We start from the raw sequence: 20,611 nt of genomic DNA on the forward strand, positions 1-20,611 counted from the left end.
AAACTGATCGGATCTAGGCGCGCGCTTCGGCAAAAGGCTCCTGCACAATCGCCAGTGCATACGGCGCCGCACGGTGCAATTCCCAATCCATGGAGCGCTCGTCGCGCGAAAGGCGGGAAAATTCGAGTTTGCCGCGCTCGGTGACAACCGCTATATCGACCGGAGCATGAAACCCCGGGGCCGGGGCAACGGTGCGCTGCCTGACGAGTTCCAGAAGGCCCAAGTCGCGCAGATGGCTGAAAACGTTTGGGCGCCTTGCCCACGGAACTTGACGATACTGAGCTCGCCGGAGCGCTTCGAGTACGGCTTCGTTTGAATACGTGGTCATCTCGTTATGTCTTCCAGTGCAGCCGTGACGGCGCCACTTGGCAGTAAAGTCGCCTGCCAGCGGCGCCGACTAAACGCGGCACGCCCCGAAACCAGTCAAAATGCCGACAGTGCGGCACCTGACAGGAACTCGCAGCCGCCGCTTGCGCTAGGTGCTGCTTGATTCTTACCGCTGCTTATAATTCCGAGCTCCCGTTAAACGCGCATTACATGACACGTCCCGCAGTTCCGGCGATGCATTCTCCTGAATGCGATGACCACGAAGCGGATTATCTCGAAAACCTATACGTTACCTCAAACCAAATTGGTTCTTATAACTTTATTGCTGCTTTTCTTTGCACTGTTTGCCGTTTGGCGTCATCACAGGCTTCTCGTTGCTGCGGTATGCGCGTTGGTCTTCTGGGCACTTGGCGCCGGCTGGTTAGGAAAGCCCCTGCTGCATCTCGCCCAAACCGGTTTCGAGTCGCCGTCAGCCTCGCAAAACGTGCGTTTCGCATCGCGAACAACTTTTGTGTTGTTGGGCGGAGGCACAACTTATGACGACAACAACCAGCTCGTTCCCCGGCGCGATGCATTCACGCGTGTAGTTGCGGCTGCTGATTTGTACCGGGAATGCCGACGCGCCGGCGGCGTCTGCCGCGTGATCCTGAGCGGAGGCAATCCTGAGCATCACGAACAAGCTGAAGCCGATAACTACGCGCCCTTCCTGTTCGCGCGAGGTGTCGACGCCAGCGACGTGCTGCTCGAGAACGAAAGCGTCAACACCTATGAGAACGCGCGTAACGTCGCAAGGCTGCTTGGACCCGAGCGCGACGGGTCGTTCGTGCTGATCACATCGGCGTACCACATGCGGCGCTCGTTGGCCGCGTTCAGCGCCTTCGGCATGAAAGCGCAACCGTTTGTCAGCAACGTGAGACTCCCGCATGTCTCGCTTTTCCCGCGGCGGCGTGGGTTTGTCGACTCAGAAACTGCGCTCCATGAAATGGTCGGTCTTGCGCGCTTTTACGTGTATCGACTTGTTGGTCTTTATTGAGACACGAATGCATTAAGCGCCCATCGAAACGGTCGTTGCATATCTCGAAATTCAGTACTAGAAAGCATTGAGCTTCGCCGGTATTATCGCCGGCGCGGTCAACCGACTGTCCGGGAAGGCGTGCAGTTGAAACGAAGAGCATGATTGCAGCAGCTAGGCACACGAACCGTAACGATATGTAACAGCCGCGCTGGAGCAGCACTTGCTGACCAGCGTTCAATGTCACGGATAACGTGACAGGCCAACCCGGGTTCAACGAATCTATGGAGGTAACAATGAAGAAAATTTCTCTGGCAGTTCTGGTTTCCCTTAGTGCAATCACCGGTACGGCTTTCGCCCAGTCGGACCAAGGCGTCTCCATGAGCACCGATCCAGGCAAAATCTCTGATATCGAGCAGCGCGCACAAGCCCTGCAATCGAATCAGGCGAACATGCAGGAAATGCCGGCCCACAAGACCGGCGAGCACCACAAGAAATCAGGCTCCAAGCATTCGAAAAAGGCGGCGCACGCTGCCGGCGCGAGCCAATAAGCCCTCGGGGCAAAACGTAGAGGCGGCGCGCAAACGTTAGCCGTCAGACACGGAGCCGGATAAATGCACGAGGCGTTTATCCGGCTCTTTTTTGGCCAGGGTTTTTCCGCAGGGAAAGGTGCCTGGTTCAAGCCGCCGATACATGATGCGGCCTTCAATCCGGCGGTATGCTACATTCCGCGTCGATAAATTGAATCGCACCCGTGTGCGGAGGATCGTATGAGCAACATCCAGCTGGATATTGAATGGACCGAAGCGGCATCGCGCAAGATTGAAAAGCTGATGCCGCGCAATGCGAAGGACAAGGACGCCTACCTCGCCCTACCGCCCGTGGAATGCCTGCCTATGGAAGGCGACGTGCTGTTCCTGGGCCCGGACGGCAAGCAGCAGCCGTTTATCGTTGCCGAGCGCCAGTATCACCACGACGGCGACGCCGACTGGACCATCATCCTGATTCTCGACGTCCCCCAGGAAACGCACTGACGAGCGGCTTGGCACGGCGCCTGGGGCTTCTTGCCGCCCGAAGGCACCGGTGAACGCTCAGAGCTTTGCGACCACGTTGATTTCGCCGCGTTCGATCAAGTCGGGCAAAGCCTTGCTGAGCGCCTTGATGTGAGGCGTCTGATTGTGCTCGGCGAGCGATGCTTCGCTTTTCCATCGCTCGAAAAACACAAATCGGCGTGGCTCCTTGATGTCGCGATGCAGGTCGTATTGAATCGCGCCCGGTTCGGCGAGCGTCGGCGCCACGATGCCCTGCAGCAGTTCCTTCAACTTCTCCTCGTTGCCAGGCTTGGCTACGAACGTTGCGACCACCGCGATTTCCGTCATGTTCAGACTCCCAGATTAAAGGGGCAAGCATAACGTTCGCGCAGCACTTTCGCAGAAATCAAGCGCCGCAAGAAAAAAGCCCGCGTTCCCATTTGGGAGCGCGGGCAAAAGCCGTCGCCCTACGAGGATAGGCGACGGGGCCATCGAGATCCGCTTGGCCAGCGGATCGCAATTCGTGAAAGATAAAACAGGTCGGCACGGACAATGTGGAGCGTGGCGCACTACATCGCAGGCGTCACGCAGATTACATGCCATGGATGCAATGTAACCCCTATGCGGTTGATTCCTATAAGCTTTCCCGCACATAAAACCGCAGAAAGCGCTTTGCTCCGATTCGTGTAACGCTCATCCGTAACGTGACATCGATTACATGCGGCTCGCTCGATATCTTCGACGAAGCTTAAGCGCCCACAAATGATTTCCACGCGTGCTACCGCGCATTCCAATACGAGGGTTTGCTCTAAATCGCCATTGGCGTTTCGCAGGCATAAAAAAACCCGCCTAGGCTCAGGCGGGTTCGTTCGAGACAGTCCGAAGATCTTTACTCCGGGCTCAGCGCAATTGATCGTCGAGCAAGGCCATGATCTGTCGTGCTTGCGGCGACGAGTCCACATTCCCCTTGCTGTCGATGATCGACACCCGGGTTTGCGTTTCCGTGAGCGCACGGACGTTGACTTCGTAATTTTTCGGAAGCTTTTCTTTCTTGCCGTGGAACACCTGGTTCCAGAAGCCCTGCTCCGCCGCAGTCATGTCCTTCGGATCGACATAACGGACAAAATAAATTCCGCGGCCACGATCACGGTCATCGACCGTGAAGTTGGTCCGGTCGAGCGCAAGACCGACGCGCAGCCACGCGCGGTCGTACGCCTCCGGCAACGTGATCTCATCCGAAGTGGCTTCGGGAATCACGTCTTCCTTGATCGGCGTCTGTGCCGCCAGCGCAACGTTCTGCGCCGCGCGCGACGATGCCGTCGCCGCCGATGGTCCACTCGCCGCCGCTGCCGCCATGGCGGCGTCGCTCATGCCTGTCTGTCCGCTTGCCTGCCGCGCATCTGCCAACGCGAGCGACGACATGAGGCGCTTGAGGTACTCGCCTTCCAGGGCCGGGTCGTTCGGTTTGGCTTGCCATTGGCTGTTGTCGTTGTTCGTGCCTGTCAGCGCCTCGCGCATGCCCTTCTGACTCACGAACACATAAGTGCCGCCGTTCGGACCCGCTTCCAGGCGAGTACGGTACTTGTTGCGCTCGGCAGCCACGTACGAGTTGCCCGTTGCAATGGACAGCGTGTTGCGAATCAGGCCGTCTGAAATCTGTGGATGCGTTTCGTTCCAGTCGGTTTCCATGACGCCCTTGTCACGCGCGTCCACAACGAGCAGAAAACCCTGTTCCTGCCAGAAGCGGCGAATCTGCGGCCACGCCTGTTCCGGCGACTTGTTGTCGATGACCAGCCACCGCTCCGTACCGTCGCGCTGGATATGCATGCCGGAAACCGGCGGAATCACCGTAGGCGCGCTCGGCGCGACCTTCTGCGTCTGCTGGAGGTCGGACAGCGACGCCTGGCCACCCTGCGGCGGCAACGAGCGCTGGTCGCCCGATTCCTCGAGGAGATTGGGCGGGACGGCAAGGGATGCCTGCTTTGACCGGGAATCGCTCTTGTAATTGATTGCGTTAGGCGACGACGTACCACATCCGGCAACCAGGCCACCCGCCAACAGGAGGGCTGCCACCTTCAAAGCCGGCTTGTTCACACGAAAATCTGTCATGTTTGGGAAATCCTTCCGCTACGCCACGGCGTTTTCCGTGGATCAACCAAGCATTTTACCGGTCCCGCGCGCCGCCGTGCAAAAACAGTGGCCTCGCAGGTCTGCAATGGTCGTGGGCTGAGCCGGCTATTTACCTTCAAAGATGAAATCTGCGCGCCGAAACGGACGGATCATTGCGTCGCGGCGCACCCTCAATTGCACCGTTTCGAGATCCACTTTTTGTGTCGTCCCAGCGCATCGTTTCAGTATCGGTTCAGACCGCATCGTTCAACTGAAATCTCAAAAATAGTCGCACCCACGCTTTGAGCGACAATTTATGACAATCGATCTCGTATTGTCCTAGTCATTAATTCATCACCAACACTTTGTTTAATAAGCAGTTTTAACTAATTTTTTGAGCCGCACGAAAGACCCTACAAGATAATTCCTAACTTGATTCCTGATTACTTCGTCATCTTAAAATTAAGCCTCAATAACAAGAATGGCCACGAGAACGGAGTACATCATGTCTTACCTACATACGCTCACCTCACTTCGGGCAGCGAGCGCTGTCTTGCTGGCTGCAGCGGCTGGCTCAGTGCATGCACAACTGGGATCGACGCTCGGCAATGCTGCGATTGGTTCGGGTACCTCCAACGCGCTTGCAGCGGTGATTCATCAAGCCGGTAACAGTGCGGTGCGCTGGCAGGAAACAACCGATGCCAACCAGATCCGCGTGCGGCAGTACTTATCGCCAGCGACGGGACTGGTCTACGCGGTCAGTTGGGATGGGCCAGCCATGCCCGATGTATCGGCGTTGCTCGGCACCTGGTTCGACCGGTATCGGCAAGGCGCGAGCGCTGCGCTGGAGAGCGCAAGCGGACTGCATTCATCGCGGGTGGACGGCAGCGATTTTGTCGTGGAGACGCACGTGCGCCTTCGCGACTTCAGCGGCCGCGCCTGGCTTCCCGATGCGCTGCCCGCCGGCGTTGCTGCGGCTGACATCGAATAAGGGGGAATCATGCGAAAGAGTCCGACCCGCCTCTTGTTCCCGATGCTGATCGTCGCGTGTTTCATCCTCACGGCGTGCGGTGGAGGAGGTGGAGGCAGCGACTCCACCTCCTCCACCGCCGCCGCGCCTGCAACTGCAAGTGGTGCGCCCGCTGCCAGCGCACCTGCTGCTGCCGCGCCCGCTTCTGCCGCCACCTCCGCTTCCGCGCCAGCGGCTGCATCGAGTCCGCCAGCTAACACCGTCGCTCAGTCGACCACACCGAATGTCTTGCCCATCACGGTCGCGGCGATCGCAACGGGAACGCGCAACATGTTGCAGACAAGTGTGACGATCTGCGTGCCCGGAACGACGACCTGCCAGACTATCGACAACATCCAGGTCGATACCGGATCGCAGGGATTGCGCATTCTTGCTTCGGCGCTCACGCCTGCTTTGGCCCTCCCTGCTGTAACGGGAACCGGTGGCACCCCGACGGCTTCCTGCACGGTGTTTGGTTCGGGCTACACGTGGGGTTCCGTGCGTACCGCCGATGTCCATCTGGCGGGCGAAGTGGCTGCATCGACATCGATCCAGATCATCGCCGATCCAGCGGTTCCAGCCGTTCCCGCGAGTTGCAGCAACTCCGGCCTGCCCATGCTTACAGCCACCGCGCTGCGAAGCAACGGCATTCTTGGCGTCGGCCCGTTCACCGCCGACTGCGGCAGCGGCTGCGCCACCACCGCCCTGCCTCGCTGGTACTACAGTTGCACATCTGGAGCGTGCGTGTCTGCGACGTTGCCCGTTGCTCAGCAAGTGACCAATCCGGTAAGCAATTTCGCCACCGATAACAACGGCGTCCTGATCGAGTTGCCAGCGGTGGCCGACACAGGTGCATCGAGTGTTTCCGGCACCATGACGTTCGGCATAGGCTCGCAGTCGAACAATCAATTGGAAAGCGCGCAGGTTCTGCCCGGCAACGGCGTCACCGGATTTGTGAAAACGATGTTCCAGGGCAGTACCTACGCCACGAGCTTTATCGATAGCGGTTCGAACGGCTTGTTCTTCCCGTTGACTTCCATGCCGGGATGCGGTGTGTGGTTTTGCCCGACAGCGCCGCAGAGTCTTACTGCCAGCATTACTGGCACCAACGCTGCGACGACAAGCGTGACATTTGCCGTAGGCAACGGACTATCGCTTTTCGCGACCGGCAATAATGCGCTCAGCAATCTAGCCGGTCCCGCCAACGGCTACTTCGATTGGGGCTTGCCTTTCTTTTATGGCAGACGCGTCTTCACCGCGATCGAAGCTCAAGTGACGCCAGAGGGCCAAGGGCCTTACTACGCGTTTTAGGCTTGGGCGAGCGCATCGGCACTGCGACTCCCTGGTGCGGGAGTCGCAGCGTTCAATCATGAGCGTTTTCGCCGCTTTCGGCTTCAGTCCGCTGGAAGCGCAACTCCACACGCCGGTCACTCGCGAGACAAGCGACCAGCGCATGCCAGTCACGCATCTGGCATTGCGCACCCGGCGACGCTCGCCCGAAGCCCTGCGCCCTCACTTCCGCCTTCACACCGCCGGCGAGCAAATAGCGCCGGACAGCATCTGCGCGCCGCTGTGATAATCGAAGGTTGTAGGTATTGCTGCCAAAACGATCGGTAAATCCCGAAACCGAAATCAGCTTTACAGCGCCGTCGTCGTTCAGGCCGTTCATATCGGCGATCACACCGTCGAGCTTCTGGCGTCCGTCCGCGGTGATCGATTCGACCTTGCTGCCGTTGAAAGCGAAAAGCATGTCGGTTGGCAACGCGACAACGGTCGGAGCAGAAGTTGAAGCAACACTTGGCGCATCGGCGTGTTCCGCAGGAATGCCGCAGCTTTGAAGGCTGCGCTGAACATCAGCAAGCGCCGACTGTACTTCGTCGACTTTTGCCTTGGCAGCTTCGAACTGCCGTGTCCAGGCGTCGTGCCCCGCGTGCATCAATTCGACCTCGGCACACGCAATCTGCTTTTGAGCCTGCGGACATTGCAGAACCCGCGGATCAGCGAGCGCCGCGCGCAGGCCGTCCGCCAAGTCGCTACGTAAAGGCGTGACGGTGCGCAGTGGCGGATTATCGACTGTCAGCGGTTGCGCCCCTTCCAGTCCCGCTGTGAGTCGCGCCGCTTCGCCGATGGACTCTTCCACGAAGCCCCATCGATCCCCCGCTTCAAGTTCTTTTTTCGCTGCATTGATCCAGCATTGGTCCTTGAATCCAATATAGGTGCTCTTTCGCTCGTTCATTCGGTCGAGTCGCGCCTGCAAGAGTCCGATCGCCTCATGCGGGTTGCCTACACGACCATAAAGCTCGATCCACGGCTCGACCGCTGCTCCCGCTTGCTCACTCTGCTGAACGCCGGCACCGGTTTGCAATACGGTTGCATCCTGAATGCCAAGTGTGTCGCGCACCGCTGTGTTGGCGCAGCCTGTCAGGACCAAAAGACAGGCAACGCCGAGATTGATGTTTTTCATTATTCGACAAGTTGAGCATTCGTCGCAGATCCCTGCGACGAATTGGAGTTACGCGCCGCGACGTGTTGCGACGCATTGCAACGTGTTGCGGCAACGAGTGGTGGCTGGGTGGCCTGCTGTTCAAGCCGGCCTCAGATGCCAAATACGTAACCCACGCCCGCCCTGACGATGGTGCTGTTGCCACCCGAGGACGAAACGCCACCATTGAAGTTGATGTTTCCCTTGTCGTTCCAGCGCGATACACCAATGCCCAACGCCGCCTGCCCTCGATAAGCCGCGACACCCGCATTCAATGTCGTGCGTCCCGGCAGATACGGCGTGACCACGTTGAGCGCCGAGGCGGACGCAATACCTTTGCGCGTGTTGCGATCGAGATCCCGGATTTGCTGGTCGGTATTGCTGAAACGCTGATCCGTGTAGCTGTTGGCCTGACTGAGCGTTGAACTGGCTGACTTGCTCAATTGATCCAGGTTGACGGCATCGGTCGAGGAAGTACCGGCTGCCACATTGGTGATCTGACGCTCACTGCCAGGTGCGCCGACCGATACCGACGACGCCCGGTCCGCAACCGAACCCGCTCCAAGCGCCACGGAACTGGCAGCAGTGGCTGTGGCGTTCGCTCCGAACGCTACAGCGTGATTGCCCGTAGCAACGGCTGCTTCCTTCGATGCATCGCCGTCGGCCGCGAAAAACGCGGTGCTTGACGCCGTGAAGTTGTTGACCCGTGACACGGCGTCATTGAGCTGACCGAGATTCACTCCGTCCGTAGCAACGACGCCGCTCGCGACGTTATGAAGAAGGGTGCCGCCGGCAATGCCTTTTCCCAGCGTAACGCTGCCGAAGTCCGCAGCGCCGCTCGCATTCTTGTCGTAGGTGAGCGCCGTTTCCGCCTTGCCCGTTTCGTCGACGAGACCCGCGCTTTTCAATTGCGCGACGTTGACTGCATCGGTGTCGGATGTGCCCGCCCTCACATTGGTGATCTGCCTTTCATTACCCGCCGCACCCACCGACACCGTGTTCGTGCGATCTGCCACAGAGTTGGCACCAAGCGCGACCGAATTGCCGGCGCTCGCCTGCGCGTTGCCCCCAATAGCGGCAGCGTCGGCGCCAGTCGCCGATGCCGCCACGAGCGTTGTATTGGCGTTGAAGTATTTGAGCGCTCCACCATTGCGCAAGCTGTCGACGAGTTGCGCTGTCTGGAACAACTGGTCGCCGTTCACTGCGTCCGTGCTGCCCGCCTTGACTGCTCCGGCCGCAACGTTGCGCAACGCGACCGGCACGGCTGCACCCGCCCCGCCCAGCGTCGCACTGCTCCGATCAACCGTACCGTCTGCTTTCATGTCGTACGTGATTGCTGCCGCCGCGTTGCCCGATGCGTCGATCAGGCCGGCGCTCTTCAGTTGAGCCACGTTGACCGCGTCCTGATCCATCACCCCGGCTTTCACATTGGAGATGACAGTACCGTTCGTTCCGCCGAGCATGACGTTCGCTTTGGACTCGTCCGTGTAGCTCAGCTTCAACGGTTCCGCACTGGTCAATTGCGCAAGCGATGTGGCGACGTCATGCACATTCGAATTGGTCGCATAGAGTTGTGCGCCGTTCACCGCGTCGCTGCTCTGCGGGTTCAGCGCACCGACCGCGACATTGCTGATCCGTACTGCCTGACCCGACGTCCCGCCAAGCGCAATCGTCGTCTTGTCCAGGTTGTCGTATGCGACAAATGCATTCGTCGCGACTCCCGCCGTATTCGTTGTTGCGCCAAGCGCCTTGAGTTGATTCAGGTTGACGGCATCCGTACCGTCACGCGCCCCGGCGACATGCACGATCCGCCGCTCCGTGCCGCTATCTCCCACAGAGACCACGTTGCTCAATGAGCCGTCGCTGCTCGCGCCCAACACGACGCTATTGCTTCCTCTAGCGGTGACGTTGCTGCCGAGCACAAACGAGTCGGTGCCGAGCGCCTTGTTGCTATTGCCGACGACATAATTCCCGGACCCGCTCACGAAGTTACCCATGCCAATGCCACCAGCGGCGAGGCCAGTGACTCGCGTGAACGAACCAATTGCAAGCGAATCGTCGCTGGATGTATTGACTGTGGTGCGCCAGCCGATTGCAAGACTTCGATCCGAGTCAGCTCGAGCACCGACACCCAACGCAGTAGATTCGACACCGCTCGAGGAAACGCCGTTCCCCACCGCTACGCCGCCTGCAGCCGCATTTGCATATGAGCCGACGGCGACCGCGTAGTCGCCTGTTGCGCGCGCGTTCACACCCACGGCAACGGCGTTCATGCCAGACGCTCCAGTCGAGTTCGTACCGTCGATTGGTCCTGAAATAACCATCTGGTCCGGAGAAAGACCGGATGTGCCAGACCCGGCGCCCAACGCCGGCGTGGCAGCCGCCAGCATGTTCGATGCCGTCAAGGTTTGCGGCGAAAGAACACCGAGCGCCTGACGAACTTGCGCTGCATAAGCCAGGTTATCGACAAGCGCAGCATTCGCCGTTGCCGACAACGTAAGCAACGAAAGCGGTGTTAGCGTGAGCACGGCAGCCGTTCCAATCCGCATCCGTTGACTGACGAATGAAGATCGCTCGCGAGACCCACGATACGCACCGCCACCACTTTGTTTATTCCATACGACACGCTGGGTCTTGTTCATTTTTTTGGGTTCTCTCAGGTCTTGAGACACGCGTATGCGCACTCGGATTGCATTGACTGAGCGTGCGCGCGCATGCGACCGGTCATCGATCAGTGCCCGTATCTGCATGCGAAAAAGCCGTTGCACGCTCGTGTGACACTGTGACAGATCAAGATAAATTTCCCCCATCAGTAAACTCTTAAAACGGCCGGGACCAGGCCATTCGATATAGTTAAACCGCTTCAATCAAGCATATTTGTGTTTTTTAAGCATCATGAAGACGTTCATCCCGGTGGGGCATGAGCACCTCCTTTATCCTTATCGCGCTATTTCCTGAAGCCTTGATCAGGCGCACGTCACCGATCAAAATCAGGAGCCCAACGCAAAAGCGGCGACGTTGTTTCCAACGCCGCCGCTTTGCGACCCACGGTCCCGTCAAGACATCATCTATAGAGGCCGCCCTTTCATTTCCACCTGAGCGCTTCGCGAGACGCCGCGCTTGATCATCAGCGCAGCCGCCGCGATCAGCGACGGCACCGCGAGCAGTCCGAAGATGGTGCTGAACCCCACGCCGGCTTGAAGAAGGAAGCCGCCCGTCGACGCCCCGAGGATTCCGCCAAAGCGGCCGACGCCCAGCATCCAGGCAACGCCGGTCGCGCGTCCGCTGGTTGGATAAAATGCCGCCGCAAGTACCGGCAGCGAGGACTGCGCGCCGTTCATGCAGACACCGGCCACGAACGTCAGCGCACCGAGCCACATGATGCTCGCCGATTGCTGCCCGACCAGCCACACGAAGAATCCGGTCAGCACATAAGTAACGGCAATGACCCTGTGCGGCTCGAACCGATCCATCAGCCAGCCGACACCAATGGCGCCAATACCTCCGCCAAGCGGAAACAGCGCCGTCACGATGGACGCCTCGCGGATCGTGAAGCCGGTATCGCGTATCAAGGTCGGCAACCAACTCGTCAACAGGTAATAGACGAGCAGCCCCGCGAAGTAAGTAATCCAGAGAAGCACCGTCCCGGCGCGAAACCGCCCGGACAGCACCACGGCCAGTCCACTGCGTTTTTGCGAATCCGAATCTTCGGGCAGCACGAAACGCAGGTTATGCAGCGAGACCTCGGGCGCCATCCGGCGCAAAACCGCGGATATCTTCTCGACGGGCCAGCCACGCAGCACCATGAAGCGGATCGATTCCGGCAGCACGATCAGGACGACCGAAAGCGCCAGCGGCAGAATTCCGCCGACCACAAACACACTGCGCCAGCCGAAATGCGGGATGATCATTGCGGCAACCAGACCGCCGGCGGAAGCGCCGACGGTGAAGCCACAAAACATCGTGTTGACTATCAAAGCACGCATGCGAGCCGGCGAATACTCGGACATGAGCGTGGTGGCGTTGGGCATCGCGGCGCCGAGGCCAATGCCGGTCAAGAGCCGCATGACCGCGAGCATGGAAAGCGAAGAGGAGAACGAGCAGAGCACGCTGAAGATGCCGAACGAAAGCACCGAACCGATCAGGACGCGCTTTCTGCCAATCCGGTCAGCGAGCGGTCCGGCGAACAGCGCACCAATGGCAAGTCCGAAAAGCGCTGCGCTCATCACCGGCCAGAGCGCGGCCTTGGTCGGATGCCATTCCTGCACGAGCGCCGGCGCCACAAAGCCGATGGACGCTGTATCGAAGCCATCGGCGGCCACGATCAGGAAACATAAAATCAGGATCATCCATTGATACGGGGAAAAACGCCGCTCATCGATGAACCGCTGTACATCCAACGTGCCGTCAAGCTGGGCCATGTCTGTCTCCTGCCGTGTTTTTTATTGGTGACTACAACGTGCAACGCGCTCAGTCAGGCCGGGCGGTCTTCTTCATCGAAGATCTTCTGAGCCAGATGAAATGCCGAATTCGCCGCCGGCACGCCGCAATAGATTGCCGTCTGCAGCAGCACCTCCTTGATCTCTTCGCGCGTGACGCCGTTATTCTTGGCGGCCCGCAAATGCAAGGCGAGCTCTTCGCTGCGATTGAGCGCAACCATCATCGATATGGTCAGGAGGCTGCGCGTATGGCGCGGAAGGCCGGGCCGGGTCCAGATGTCGCCCCAGGCGTACCGCGTGATCAGGTTCTGGAATTCCGTGGTGAGATCGGTACGGTTTTCGAGCGAGCGCGTGACGTGTGCATCGCCGAGCACGGCGCGACGCACGGCGAGCCCTGCTTCGTAACGTTCGTCTTCGGTCATGTCAGTCTCCCAGGAACTCGAGCAGCGTCTTCGTAAAGTCGCCGGCTCGTTCAATGTTCGATAAATGCGCGGCATCGAGTTCAACGTAACGCGCGCCTTCTATGGAGCCGGCCAGTTCGCGCCCTTGTGCCGCGGTCGTGGACTGGTCGTGCGTGCCGGCGATCACGAGTACCGGCGCCTTGATGGTCCTGGCTTCCTCACGGGCATCGGCGTCGCGCAGCGCTTCGCAATTCGCCGCGTAACCTTCGCCCGATGTATGGCGAAACACGTCGCGAATACCCGCTAGCAACAGCGGATGATCCGCAATGAACCCCGGCGTGAACCAGCGTTGCAGCACGGGATCGACGAGCGCGGACATGCCGCCTTCCTCGCGCGCCTTTGCGGCACGCGGGCTCCATGTCGCGGCCGACCCGATCAACGCCGCCGTGTTGGAAAGCACCACGCGCCCGAAACGCTCCGGGTGGCGCGCGGCGAGCGCAATGCCGGTGATGCCGCCCATCGACAGGCCGCAATAGTGCGTGCGTGCAATGCCGAGCGAATCCAGCAGGCCGATCACATCGCCGGCAAGCTGGTCGAGCGTGTACGGGCCGTTCGGCGCGTCCGAGCGGCCATGGCCGCGCGTGTCGTAGCGCAGCACGCGAAACTTCGCTGCAAGCGCTTCGACTTGCGGCGTCCACATCGATACATCGCTGCCAAGCGAATTCGACAGCACGATCCAGGGCGCGTTGCTGCCGGCCGAAACATCGACACGATAGAACAATTGAATACCGTTGACGGCGGCGTAGGGCATTACGAAAAGCTCCCGAATGAATTTGACCGATGCCGCTTCAAGACGGCATCGACGAAAGCAGTTGCCTGGCCCGCATAATTGGCCGGATCCAGCAGCGCTTGTAATTGAACAGAAGACACGTGTTGCGTGACGCGCGTGTCGTTCGAAAGCACGTCGTATAGCGTCGTGCCTTTGGCGACCGCTTCCTTCGATGCATGTTCCACGAGCGAGTGGGCATCGAGCCGGCCGATGCGATCGCCGAGCGCAAGCATCACCGCTTCGCCGAGGATCAACCCGTGCGTGAGATCGAGATTGGCGTCGAGCCGCTCTGTGTTCACTTCCATATTGGACACGATGGCCGTGATCTGCGCGAGCGCTCCGCCGGACAACCGGGCAAGATCCGGCAGCGCTTCCCACTCCGCCTGCCAGCCGCCTAGCGCCCGTTCATGTTCCTGCACCATGCCGCTGAAAACGGTCGCGACCAGATTCGGCGCGCGCATCGCGGCGCTCAGAACGGCTGCGCAGCCGACGGGATTGCGTTTGTGCGGCATCGTCGATGAACCGCCCTTTCCCGCCACGGCCGGCTCGGCGAGTTCGCCGACCTCTGTCTGCATGTGCAACGAGATGTCGCGGGCGATCTTCCCCAGCGTACCGATGAGCATCCCGAAACACGCCGCCGCCTCCGCGATCCGGTCGCGCTGGGTATGCCAGGGCAGTGCAGGAAGCTGGAGCTTGAGGTCGTCGGCCAATGCCTGCGCCACGTCCGGCGCCTTGTCGCGCAGACTTGCCAGCGTTCCCGCAGCACCACCGAATTGCAGGACGAGCACGCGCCCACGGCATTGCGCGAGACGTTCGCGATGCCGCGTCAGCGCGTCAAGCCACTGAGCGAACTTCAGACCGAGCGTAATGGGCAAGGCTTGCTGAAGCCATGTGCGGCCGATCATCGGCGTCGTTCGATATGTGCCGGCTTGAAGTGCGAGCGCTTCGGACAATTCGTCGAGTCCGGCTTCCAGCAAGTCAAACGTAGAACGCAATTGCAGGACCGTACCGGTATCGATGATGTCCTGGCTCGTCGCGCCCCAATGCACGAACTTCGCGGCATCGGCATCTTTGATTTTGACGGCGGCCGTCAGTTGCTTCACCAAAGGAATCGCGAGGTTGCCGCCGGATGCGGCGCCTGACATCAGCGCACCGGCATCGATCAGATCTGCATTGCATGCAGCAACGATCGCCCCGACCGCGTCCGCTGGAATCACGCCATGCAAGGCCGACGCCCGGGCGAGCGCCGCCTCGACATCGAGCATCGACTGCACGGTCTCTCGCGCCGACCACACGTCGTTCATCTCGGCCGTGCCGCAGATCAGATCGGTCAGACGCCCGGCCGCAGCAAATGTCGGCTCAGGAGACGACATCACACGCGCTCGATGGCGATCGCAATACCCTGTCCCACGCCGATGCACATCGTGCACAACGCAAAGCGCCCGCCCGTCCGATGCAACTGATACGTCGCGGCCGTCACCAGCCGCGCGCCGCTCATGCCTAGCGGATGGCCGAGCGCGATCGCTCCACCGTTCGGATTGACGCGGGGATCGTCATCGGCAATCCCAAGCAAGCGCAGCACGGCCAATCCCTGCGATGCAAACGCCTCGTTCAGTTCGATCACATCGAATTGATCGATAGTCATGCCCAGGCGCTTCATCAATTTCTGCGATGCCGGCGCCGGTCCGATGCCCATTACGCGCGGCGGCACGCCTGCCGTCGCGATACCCAGCACGCGAGCGCGCGGCGCGAGGCCAAAACGTCTGGCGCTGTCTTCGTCGGCGAGAAGCAAGGCTGCGGCGCCGTCGTTCACACCCGATGCGTTGCCCGCCGTCACCGTGCCGTCCGGCCGCACCACGCCTTTCAGCTTCGCGAGCGCTTCAAGACTCGTTTCGCGCGGATGCTCGTCTTGCGACACGAGCACCGGATCGCCTTTCTTCTGCGCGATGGAAACCGGCACGATTTCCTGCGCGAACGATCCGTCCTTCTGCCCGCGCGCCGCTTTCTGCTGGCTGCGCAATGCAAAGGCATCCTGATCTTCGCGGCTTACCTTATAGTCGGTAGCCACGTTTTCCGCGGTCTCGGGCATGGAATCGACGCCATGCATTTTCTTCATCAGCGGATTGATGAAACGCCAGCCAATGGTCGTATCGTAGATCTCGGCCTGCCGCGAGAACGCGGTCGTCGCCTTGCCCTGCACGAATGGCGCACGGCTCATGCTTTCCACGCCACCCGCCACCATCAGCGCCGCTTCGCCCGATTTGATCGCGCGCGCCGCAACGCCGATTGCATCCATGCCCGATCCGCACAAACGGTTGATCGTCGAACCCGGCACTGAATCAGGTAGACCGGCCAGCAACGCCGACATCCTTGCAACGTTCCGGTTGTCTTCGCCGGCCTGATTCGCACAACCGTAGATGAGGTCATCGAGGGCGCTCCAGTCCACTTCCTTGTTGCGCTCCATCAAGGCGCGCAATGGCACGGCGCCGAGATCATCGGCACGAACCGATGACAGCGCACCGCCATATCGGCCAACCGGCGTGCGGATTGCGTCGCAAATGAATGCTTCTTTCATGCCCATCTCCTGAGTTGTCCTTCAATGCGCCGAGAGCGCCGCAGCCGCTTCTTGCGGCTCGTACGTCAAAGGTACTTGCGCCAGTTTTTGAAGCTCGTCGAACGACAAGCCTTCGATGATTTCCCGCACCACGAATCCGTTCGGCGTTATATCGAACACGCCGTGATCCGTGTACACACGGTCCACGCAGTCCACGCCCGTCACCGGATAGGAGCACTCGGCGACCAGCTTGCTTTCGCCCTGCTTGGTGAGCAGTTCCATCATCACATAAACCTGTTTGGCGCCGATTGCCAGATCCATTGCGCCGCCGACAGCGGGAATCGCGTCGGGCGCGCCCGTGTGCCAGTTCGCAAGATCGCCTTTCGCCGATACCTGGAACGCGCCGAGCACGCAGATGTCCAGATGGCCGCCGCGCATCATCGCAAAGGAATCGGCGTGGTGGAAAAACGCGCCGCCCGTGAGCAGCGTCACATGCTGCTTGCCGGCGTTGATCAGTTCGTCGTCTTCCGCGCCTTTTTCCGGCGCCGGGCCCATGCCGAGCAAACCGTTCTCGCTATGCAGGAAGATTTCGCGGTCCGCCGCGAGGTGATTGGCAACGAGCGTCGGCACGCCAATGCCCAGGTTCACGTAGGCGCCTTCCTGAATGTCGCGCGCCACGCGCTGCGCCATTTCATCACGAGTCAGTTTTTTCATGTCGATGTCCTGTCGATGTCCTGTGTTCACGCCGCCAGCTCGACAGCATGCACAACCTGGGGCACTTCGATCACGCGCTGCACGAAGATACCCGGCGTCACGATGTCCTCGGGGTCCAGCGCACCGAGCGGCACGACTTGCGAAACCTGCACGATCGCGGTTTTGGCGGCCGTGGCCATGATCGGCCCGAAGTTGCGCGCGGTCTTCCGATACACCAGGTTGCCCCATCGGTCGCCCTTGAACGCCTTGATCAGTGCGAAGTCAGCATGCAGCGGCGACTCCAGCACGTAATGCCGGCCATCGATGAAACGCGTTTCCTTGCCCTCCGCCAGCTTCGTGCCGTAGGCAGTCGGCGTGAAGAATCCGCCGATACCCGCGCCCGCCGCCCGAATGCGCTCCGCGAGATTGCCTTGCGGCACGAGTTCCAGCTCGATCTCTCCCGCCCGATACAACCCGTCGAACACTTGCGAGTCGCTTTGCCGCGGAAACGAACAGATGATCTTGCGCACCCGCCTGGCTTTGAGCAGCGCGGCCAGCCCGGTCTCGCCGTTACCCGCATTATTGTTGACGATGGCCAGTTCGCGCGCGCCCTGTTCGATCAATGCATCGATAAGTTCGGAGGGCATGCCCGCCGTGCCGAATCCGCCGATCATCACGGTCGCGCCGTCCTGAACGTCTTTCACCGCCGAGCTCAGTGAGTCGAAAATTTTGTTGATCATGATGTTCCTTCCTTTGACTGAATCGAATTGCGCCGCTTGCAATTGATGCACCGCTTGCAATTGAATGTTCGTTGTGCGAACATCGATTCGTTTAGCGAACAAATGTCATGGTATTCCCGCATTCGTTGCGCTGTCAATGAACCTCGGGTTTGTCCCGATGAGTTTCGAACTTCAGGAGGGCTTCAGAATGAATCCTCTCGCTTTGGCGACCGACCTGCCCGAGACGGACCCGGCCTCCCGTCCCGGCGATGCGTTCGTGCAATCGTTCGCACGCGGCTTGTCGGTGATTCGTTCGTTCAGTGCGTCGCGTCCTGCGCAGACATTGTCCGAAGTCGCGGCTGCATCGGGCCTCACGCGCGCCGGCGCACGAAGGATCTTGCTGACACTGCAGGCGCTCGGTTACGTCGAAGCCGACGGCCGCCAATTCACGCTTACGGCCAAGATCCTCGACCTCGGTTTCGCATATCTCACCTCGATGCCCTTCTGGAATCTCGCCGAACCGGTCATGGAAGAGCTCGTCGCGCAAGTACACGAGAGCTGCTCGGCCGCCGTGCTGAACGGCACGGAAATCGTCTACGTGCTGCGCGTACCGACGCACAAGATCATCACGATCAACTTGTCCATCGGCAGCCGTTTGCCGGCGTTCTGCACGTCGCTAGGACGCGTGCTGCTCGCGTCACTCGATGACGACAAACTCGACGCCCTTCTCGACGCCAGTGCGCTCGAAGCCCGCACGCCCCGCACGATCGTCGATAAAACCGCGCTCAAGGCAGCGCTTGCCCTGGTGCGCAAACAAGGCTGGGCTATCGTCGATCAGGAACTGGAAGAAGGCCTCATTTCGATGTCCGCGCCCATCCGCGACCGCCAGGGCCGCGTGATAGCCGCGCTGAACATCAGCGGCAACGCGCAGCGCAAGAACGCGAAGCAAATGGTGAAAGCGTTCCTCGAACCGCTCCTCGACGCAGCGCAGCGCGTGTCCGAAATGGTCGCGAGGCGCGGCTGAACCATGGCGGCGCTCAAGCCCGGCGACCTCGCGCTCCACGACCTCGATCTGAATTTGATCCCGTATCTGGTCGCCATCGAAGAGACGCGCAACGTCAGCCGCGCAGCCGAACGGCTGGGCGTGAGCCAGCCGCGTGTCAGCACCGCGCTCGGCCGGTTGCGCACGTATTTCAACGATCCGCTGTTCGTGCGGACATCGCGCGGCATGGACCCCACGCCGCGCGCCCTCGCCCTTGTGCCCGTGGCGCGCGAGGCGCTGAACCGCATCGAGCGCGGTCTGCTCGACACCCAGCACTTCGATCCCGCCGTGACGACCGATACCTTTGCCATCGCATTGTCGGATGTGGGGGAAATCGTCTTCTTGCCGCGCTTGTTGCAAACACTCGCGGTCGCGGCGCCGCGGGCGAATTTGCGGTCGGTATCGTTGAAACACGATCAGGTCGAACGTGCGCTGGAAAATGGCGAAATCGATCTGGCCGTCGGTTATTTCCCTGATCTCGATGGCGCCAACTTCTTCCAGCAGCGGCTCTTTTCGCATCGGTTCATCTGTTTGATGCGGCGCGATCATCCGTGCGCACGTGGACCGCTGACGCTCGCGCAGTACATTGAATGCGGCCACGCCGTGGTGCGCGCGGAAGGTCGCAGCCAGGAACTCCTCGAAGATTTCCTCCATAAAAAACGTCTCCGCCGCCGCGCCGTGCTCGAGACGCCGCACTTCATGAGCCTGCCCTTCATCCTCTCGCGCACCGACCTGATTGCGACCGTGCCGCACGCGATCGGCTACGCGTATGTGGAGGAGCACGCGTCCATCATGCTTGCCGAGCCGCCGCTGCCCTTGCCCCACTTCGACCTGAAACAGCACTGGCACCGGAAGTTTCACAACGATCCCCGCACCATGTGGCTGCGCGGCGTAATTGCATCGCTCTTCAACGACGAACTCGATGAATGGCCGAAGCGCCCGACCACACCCCGTTCCATCGATAAACGCCGCTAAACTGAGCGTTTTGTTTCCTGCCGGGAAAGTCTCATGGACGGATTGACCAGCTTGCGCGTGTTCCGCGATGTCGTTGAAGCCGGCAGCTTTGTGAAGGCAGCCGAGCGGCTCGACATCTCGACGGCGATGACCAGCAAACACGTCGCGAACCTGGAGCGGCAACTCGGCGTGCGCCTCTTGAACCGGACCACGCGGCACCTGAGCCTGACTGAAGCAGGCAGCGTCTATTACGAGCAATGCCGCGAAGCGCTGGACATCCTGCAGGCCGCTGAATCCGCGGTCGGTTCACAAACCGACAAACCGCGCGGCGTGCTGAAGATCACGGCGCCGGGCTGGTTCGCCAATGCGAAATTCGCCGATATCCTTGTGGCTTATCGTGCGCGATATCCCGAAGTGCTGATCGATCTGCGGCTGGAAAACCGCTTCGTCGATCTCGTCGAAGAAGGTTACGACATGGCCTTGCGCGCGACGTCGGAACCGTCGCCGACCATGATCGTCCGCCCGCTTTGCAAGGTGCCGTTCGTGCTCGTGGGTTCGCCCGATTATTTGCAGCGTCGTGGTCGGCCGGAACATCCACGCGACCTCGGCGAACGCCATGAAATCGTCTTGCCGACCTACACCAGCGTGGACAGCGTCGAATTCACCGGCCCGGACGGTGTATTCGCCGTCAAGAACAACGCAGTGCTGAAGACCAACGATAGTTCCATGTCGCTTCAGCTCGTACGCGCAGGTCTTGGCCTCGCCTATTTGCCGAAATGGATCGTGGAGCACGATCTGGCGTCGGGCGCGCTGACGCATCTCTTTCCTGCTTACACGACCTTCGCACCACGCGTCTACGCCGTCTACACGAGCCGCAAGTACATGACGACCAAGGTGCGGACATTTATCGATTTTGTCTCCGAGACGCTTTCGACCAACGACTTCATCGGTACGCGGGGCCCTTCAAACCCGCCCCAAAAACTAGGATAAATCGTATTCAAAACGTGTCA

20 protein-coding genes are annotated in these 20,611 nt (G+C 60.3%); 8 read left to right on the plus strand and 12 right to left on the minus strand.

The window, feature by feature from the left end; genetic code table 11:
- Positions 1 to 13 precede the first annotated feature (13 nt).
- The gene (locus AXG89_RS15075; RefSeq protein ID WP_061999645.1) at positions 14 to 328 is read right to left on the minus strand and encodes a hypothetical protein; all 315 of its coding nucleotides are present in this window, start codon (positions 326 to 328) and stop codon (positions 14 to 16) included.
- A gap of 390 nt (positions 329 to 718) precedes the next feature.
- On the opposite strand from AXG89_RS15075, the gene AXG89_RS15080 reads away from it, so the two are divergent.
- From AXG89_RS15080 to AXG89_RS15090, 3 genes are all read left to right on the plus strand, one after another.
- Positions 719 to 1,360, plus strand: a complete 642-nt coding sequence (locus AXG89_RS15080; protein WP_236873344.1) for a YdcF family protein — start codon at positions 719 to 721, stop codon at positions 1,358 to 1,360.
- A gap of 275 nt (positions 1,361 to 1,635) precedes the next feature.
- Entirely contained in the window at positions 1,636 to 1,890 is a 255-nt protein-coding gene (locus AXG89_RS15085) for a hypothetical protein (protein WP_062170073.1), read from the plus strand.
- 219 nt (positions 1,891 to 2,109) lie between these two features.
- Positions 2,110 to 2,373: a hypothetical protein gene (locus tag AXG89_RS15090; protein WP_061999647.1), complete on the plus strand. Its 264-nt coding sequence runs from the start codon at positions 2,110 to 2,112 to the stop codon at positions 2,371 to 2,373.
- 57 nt (positions 2,374 to 2,430) lie between these two features.
- Here AXG89_RS15090 and AXG89_RS15095 read toward each other — a convergent pair whose 3' ends face one another.
- The gene (locus tag AXG89_RS15095; protein WP_061999648.1) at positions 2,431 to 2,718 is read right to left on the minus strand and encodes a putative quinol monooxygenase; all 288 of its coding nucleotides are present in this window, start codon (positions 2,716 to 2,718) and stop codon (positions 2,431 to 2,433) included.
- 552 nt (positions 2,719 to 3,270) lie between these two features.
- Complete coding sequence (gene bamC / locus AXG89_RS15100) at positions 3,271 to 4,479, minus strand: outer membrane protein assembly factor BamC (protein WP_062170074.1); 1,209 nt, start codon at positions 4,477 to 4,479, stop codon at positions 3,271 to 3,273.
- Positions 4,480 to 4,984: 505 nt separating this feature from the next.
- On the opposite strand from bamC, the gene AXG89_RS15105 reads away from it, so the two are divergent.
- Positions 4,985 to 5,470, plus strand: coding sequence for a DUF2844 domain-containing protein (locus tag AXG89_RS15105; RefSeq protein WP_069638358.1), 486 nt, complete (start codon positions 4,985 to 4,987; stop codon positions 5,468 to 5,470).
- A gap of 9 nt (positions 5,471 to 5,479) precedes the next feature.
- Positions 5,480 to 6,799 (plus strand): DUF3443 domain-containing protein, encoded by a 1,320-nt coding sequence (locus tag AXG89_RS15110; RefSeq protein WP_062170075.1) that lies wholly within the window; start codon positions 5,480 to 5,482, stop codon positions 6,797 to 6,799.
- 52 nt (positions 6,800 to 6,851) lie between these two features.
- Here AXG89_RS15110 and AXG89_RS15115 read toward each other — a convergent pair whose 3' ends face one another.
- The 9 genes from AXG89_RS15115 to AXG89_RS15155 all read right to left on the minus strand — a co-directional run bounded on the left by AXG89_RS15115 (position 6,852) and on the right by AXG89_RS15155 (position 17,626).
- The gene (locus AXG89_RS15115) at positions 6,852 to 7,952 is read right to left on the minus strand and encodes an OmpA family protein (RefSeq protein ID WP_062170076.1); all 1,101 of its coding nucleotides are present in this window, start codon (positions 7,950 to 7,952) and stop codon (positions 6,852 to 6,854) included.
- A gap of 131 nt (positions 7,953 to 8,083) precedes the next feature.
- Positions 8,084 to 10,498, minus strand: a complete 2,415-nt coding sequence (locus AXG89_RS15120; protein ID WP_162916059.1) for a YadA family autotransporter adhesin — start codon at positions 10,496 to 10,498, stop codon at positions 8,084 to 8,086.
- Between the two features lie 540 nt (positions 10,499 to 11,038).
- On the minus strand, positions 11,039 to 12,391 hold the full coding sequence (locus AXG89_RS15125) for an MFS transporter (protein WP_062170078.1): 1,353 nt from the start codon (positions 12,389 to 12,391) through the stop codon (positions 11,039 to 11,041).
- Positions 12,392 to 12,444: 53 nt separating this feature from the next.
- Complete coding sequence (gene pcaC, locus AXG89_RS15130; protein WP_061999654.1) at positions 12,445 to 12,831, minus strand: 4-carboxymuconolactone decarboxylase; 387 nt, start codon at positions 12,829 to 12,831, stop codon at positions 12,445 to 12,447.
- 1 nt (position 12,832) lies between these two features.
- Positions 12,833 to 13,621, minus strand: a complete 789-nt coding sequence (gene pcaD / locus AXG89_RS15135) for a 3-oxoadipate enol-lactonase (RefSeq protein ID WP_062170079.1) — start codon at positions 13,619 to 13,621, stop codon at positions 12,833 to 12,835.
- A complete protein-coding gene (locus AXG89_RS15140; protein ID WP_062170080.1) occupies positions 13,621 to 15,012 on the minus strand; it encodes a 3-carboxy-cis,cis-muconate cycloisomerase in 1,392 nt (463 codons plus the stop codon). The genes pcaD and AXG89_RS15140 overlap by 1 nt, the downstream gene beginning before the upstream one ends.
- Positions 15,012 to 16,214: a 3-oxoadipyl-CoA thiolase gene (gene pcaF, locus AXG89_RS15145; RefSeq protein WP_062170081.1), complete on the minus strand. Its 1,203-nt coding sequence runs from the start codon at positions 16,212 to 16,214 to the stop codon at positions 15,012 to 15,014. Before pcaF ends, AXG89_RS15140 begins: the two co-directional genes overlap by 1 nt.
- Before the next feature lie 21 nt (positions 16,215 to 16,235).
- Positions 16,236 to 16,907 (minus strand): 3-oxoacid CoA-transferase subunit B, encoded by a 672-nt coding sequence (locus AXG89_RS15150; protein WP_061999657.1) that lies wholly within the window; start codon positions 16,905 to 16,907, stop codon positions 16,236 to 16,238.
- A 26-nt stretch (positions 16,908 to 16,933) separates the two neighbouring features.
- On the minus strand, positions 16,934 to 17,626 hold the full coding sequence (locus AXG89_RS15155; protein WP_062170652.1) for a 3-oxoacid CoA-transferase subunit A: 693 nt from the start codon (positions 17,624 to 17,626) through the stop codon (positions 16,934 to 16,936).
- A 187-nt stretch (positions 17,627 to 17,813) separates the two neighbouring features.
- On the opposite strand from AXG89_RS15155, the gene AXG89_RS15160 reads away from it, so the two are divergent.
- The 3 genes from AXG89_RS15160 to AXG89_RS15170 are packed head-to-tail and all read left to right on the plus strand — an operon-like array spanning position 17,814 to position 20,591.
- The gene (locus tag AXG89_RS15160; protein WP_062170654.1) at positions 17,814 to 18,629 is read left to right on the plus strand and encodes an IclR family transcriptional regulator domain-containing protein; all 816 of its coding nucleotides are present in this window, start codon (positions 17,814 to 17,816) and stop codon (positions 18,627 to 18,629) included.
- A gap of 3 nt (positions 18,630 to 18,632) precedes the next feature.
- On the plus strand, positions 18,633 to 19,622 hold the full coding sequence (locus AXG89_RS15165; protein WP_062170082.1) for a LysR family transcriptional regulator: 990 nt from the start codon (positions 18,633 to 18,635) through the stop codon (positions 19,620 to 19,622).
- Positions 19,623 to 19,655: 33 nt separating this feature from the next.
- Positions 19,656 to 20,591 carry a LysR family transcriptional regulator gene (locus AXG89_RS15170; RefSeq protein ID WP_062170083.1) on the plus strand — a complete coding sequence of 312 codons (936 nt, stop codon included), beginning with the start codon at positions 19,656 to 19,658 and terminating at the stop codon, positions 20,589 to 20,591.
- The last annotated feature ends 20 nt before the right edge of the window (positions 20,592 to 20,611 follow it).

Source organism: Burkholderia sp. PAMC 26561, assembly GCF_001557535.2.
GTDB lineage: Bacteria > Pseudomonadota > Gammaproteobacteria > Burkholderiales > Burkholderiaceae > Caballeronia.

Excerpts from the sequence above, each read along its gene's own strand:
- AXG89_RS15090 (WP_061999647.1), top strand. The coding sequence starts at position 2,110 with ATGAGCAACATCCAGCTGGATATTGAATGGACCGAAGCGGCATCGCGC.
- AXG89_RS15140 (WP_062170080.1), bottom strand. The coding sequence starts at position 15,012 with ATGTCGTCTCCTGAGCCGACATTTGCTGCGGCCGGGCGTCTGACCGAT.
- AXG89_RS15160 (WP_062170654.1), top strand. The coding sequence starts at position 17,814 with ATGAATCCTCTCGCTTTGGCGACCGACCTGCCCGAGACGGACCCGGCC.
- AXG89_RS15170 (WP_062170083.1), top strand. The coding sequence starts at position 19,656 with ATGGACGGATTGACCAGCTTGCGCGTGTTCCGCGATGTCGTTGAAGCC.
- AXG89_RS15125 (WP_062170078.1), bottom strand. The coding sequence starts at position 12,391 with ATGGCCCAGCTTGACGGCACGTTGGATGTACAGCGGTTCATCGATGAG.
- pcaF (WP_062170081.1), bottom strand. The coding sequence starts at position 16,214 with ATGAAAGAAGCATTCATTTGCGACGCAATCCGCACGCCGGTTGGCCGA.
- AXG89_RS15165 (WP_062170082.1), top strand. The coding sequence starts at position 18,633 with ATGGCGGCGCTCAAGCCCGGCGACCTCGCGCTCCACGACCTCGATCTG.
- AXG89_RS15105 (WP_069638358.1), top strand. The coding sequence starts at position 4,985 with ATGTCTTACCTACATACGCTCACCTCACTTCGGGCAGCGAGCGCTGTC.
- AXG89_RS15110 (WP_062170075.1), top strand. The coding sequence starts at position 5,480 with ATGCGAAAGAGTCCGACCCGCCTCTTGTTCCCGATGCTGATCGTCGCG.
- AXG89_RS15075 (WP_061999645.1), bottom strand. The coding sequence starts at position 328 with ATGACCACGTATTCAAACGAAGCCGTACTCGAAGCGCTCCGGCGAGCT.
- pcaD (WP_062170079.1), bottom strand. The coding sequence starts at position 13,621 with ATGCCCTACGCCGCCGTCAACGGTATTCAATTGTTCTATCGTGTCGAT.
- pcaC (WP_061999654.1), bottom strand. The coding sequence starts at position 12,831 with ATGACCGAAGACGAACGTTACGAAGCAGGGCTCGCCGTGCGTCGCGCC.
- AXG89_RS15155 (WP_062170652.1), bottom strand. The coding sequence starts at position 17,626 with ATGATCAACAAAATTTTCGACTCACTGAGCTCGGCGGTGAAAGACGTT.
- bamC (WP_062170074.1), bottom strand. The coding sequence starts at position 4,479 with ATGACAGATTTTCGTGTGAACAAGCCGGCTTTGAAGGTGGCAGCCCTC.
- AXG89_RS15150 (WP_061999657.1), bottom strand. The coding sequence starts at position 16,907 with ATGAAAAAACTGACTCGTGATGAAATGGCGCAGCGCGTGGCGCGCGAC.
- AXG89_RS15115 (WP_062170076.1), bottom strand. The coding sequence starts at position 7,952 with ATGAAAAACATCAATCTCGGCGTTGCCTGTCTTTTGGTCCTGACAGGC.
- AXG89_RS15095 (WP_061999648.1), bottom strand. The coding sequence starts at position 2,718 with ATGACGGAAATCGCGGTGGTCGCAACGTTCGTAGCCAAGCCTGGCAAC.
- AXG89_RS15085 (WP_062170073.1), top strand. The coding sequence starts at position 1,636 with ATGAAGAAAATTTCTCTGGCAGTTCTGGTTTCCCTTAGTGCAATCACC.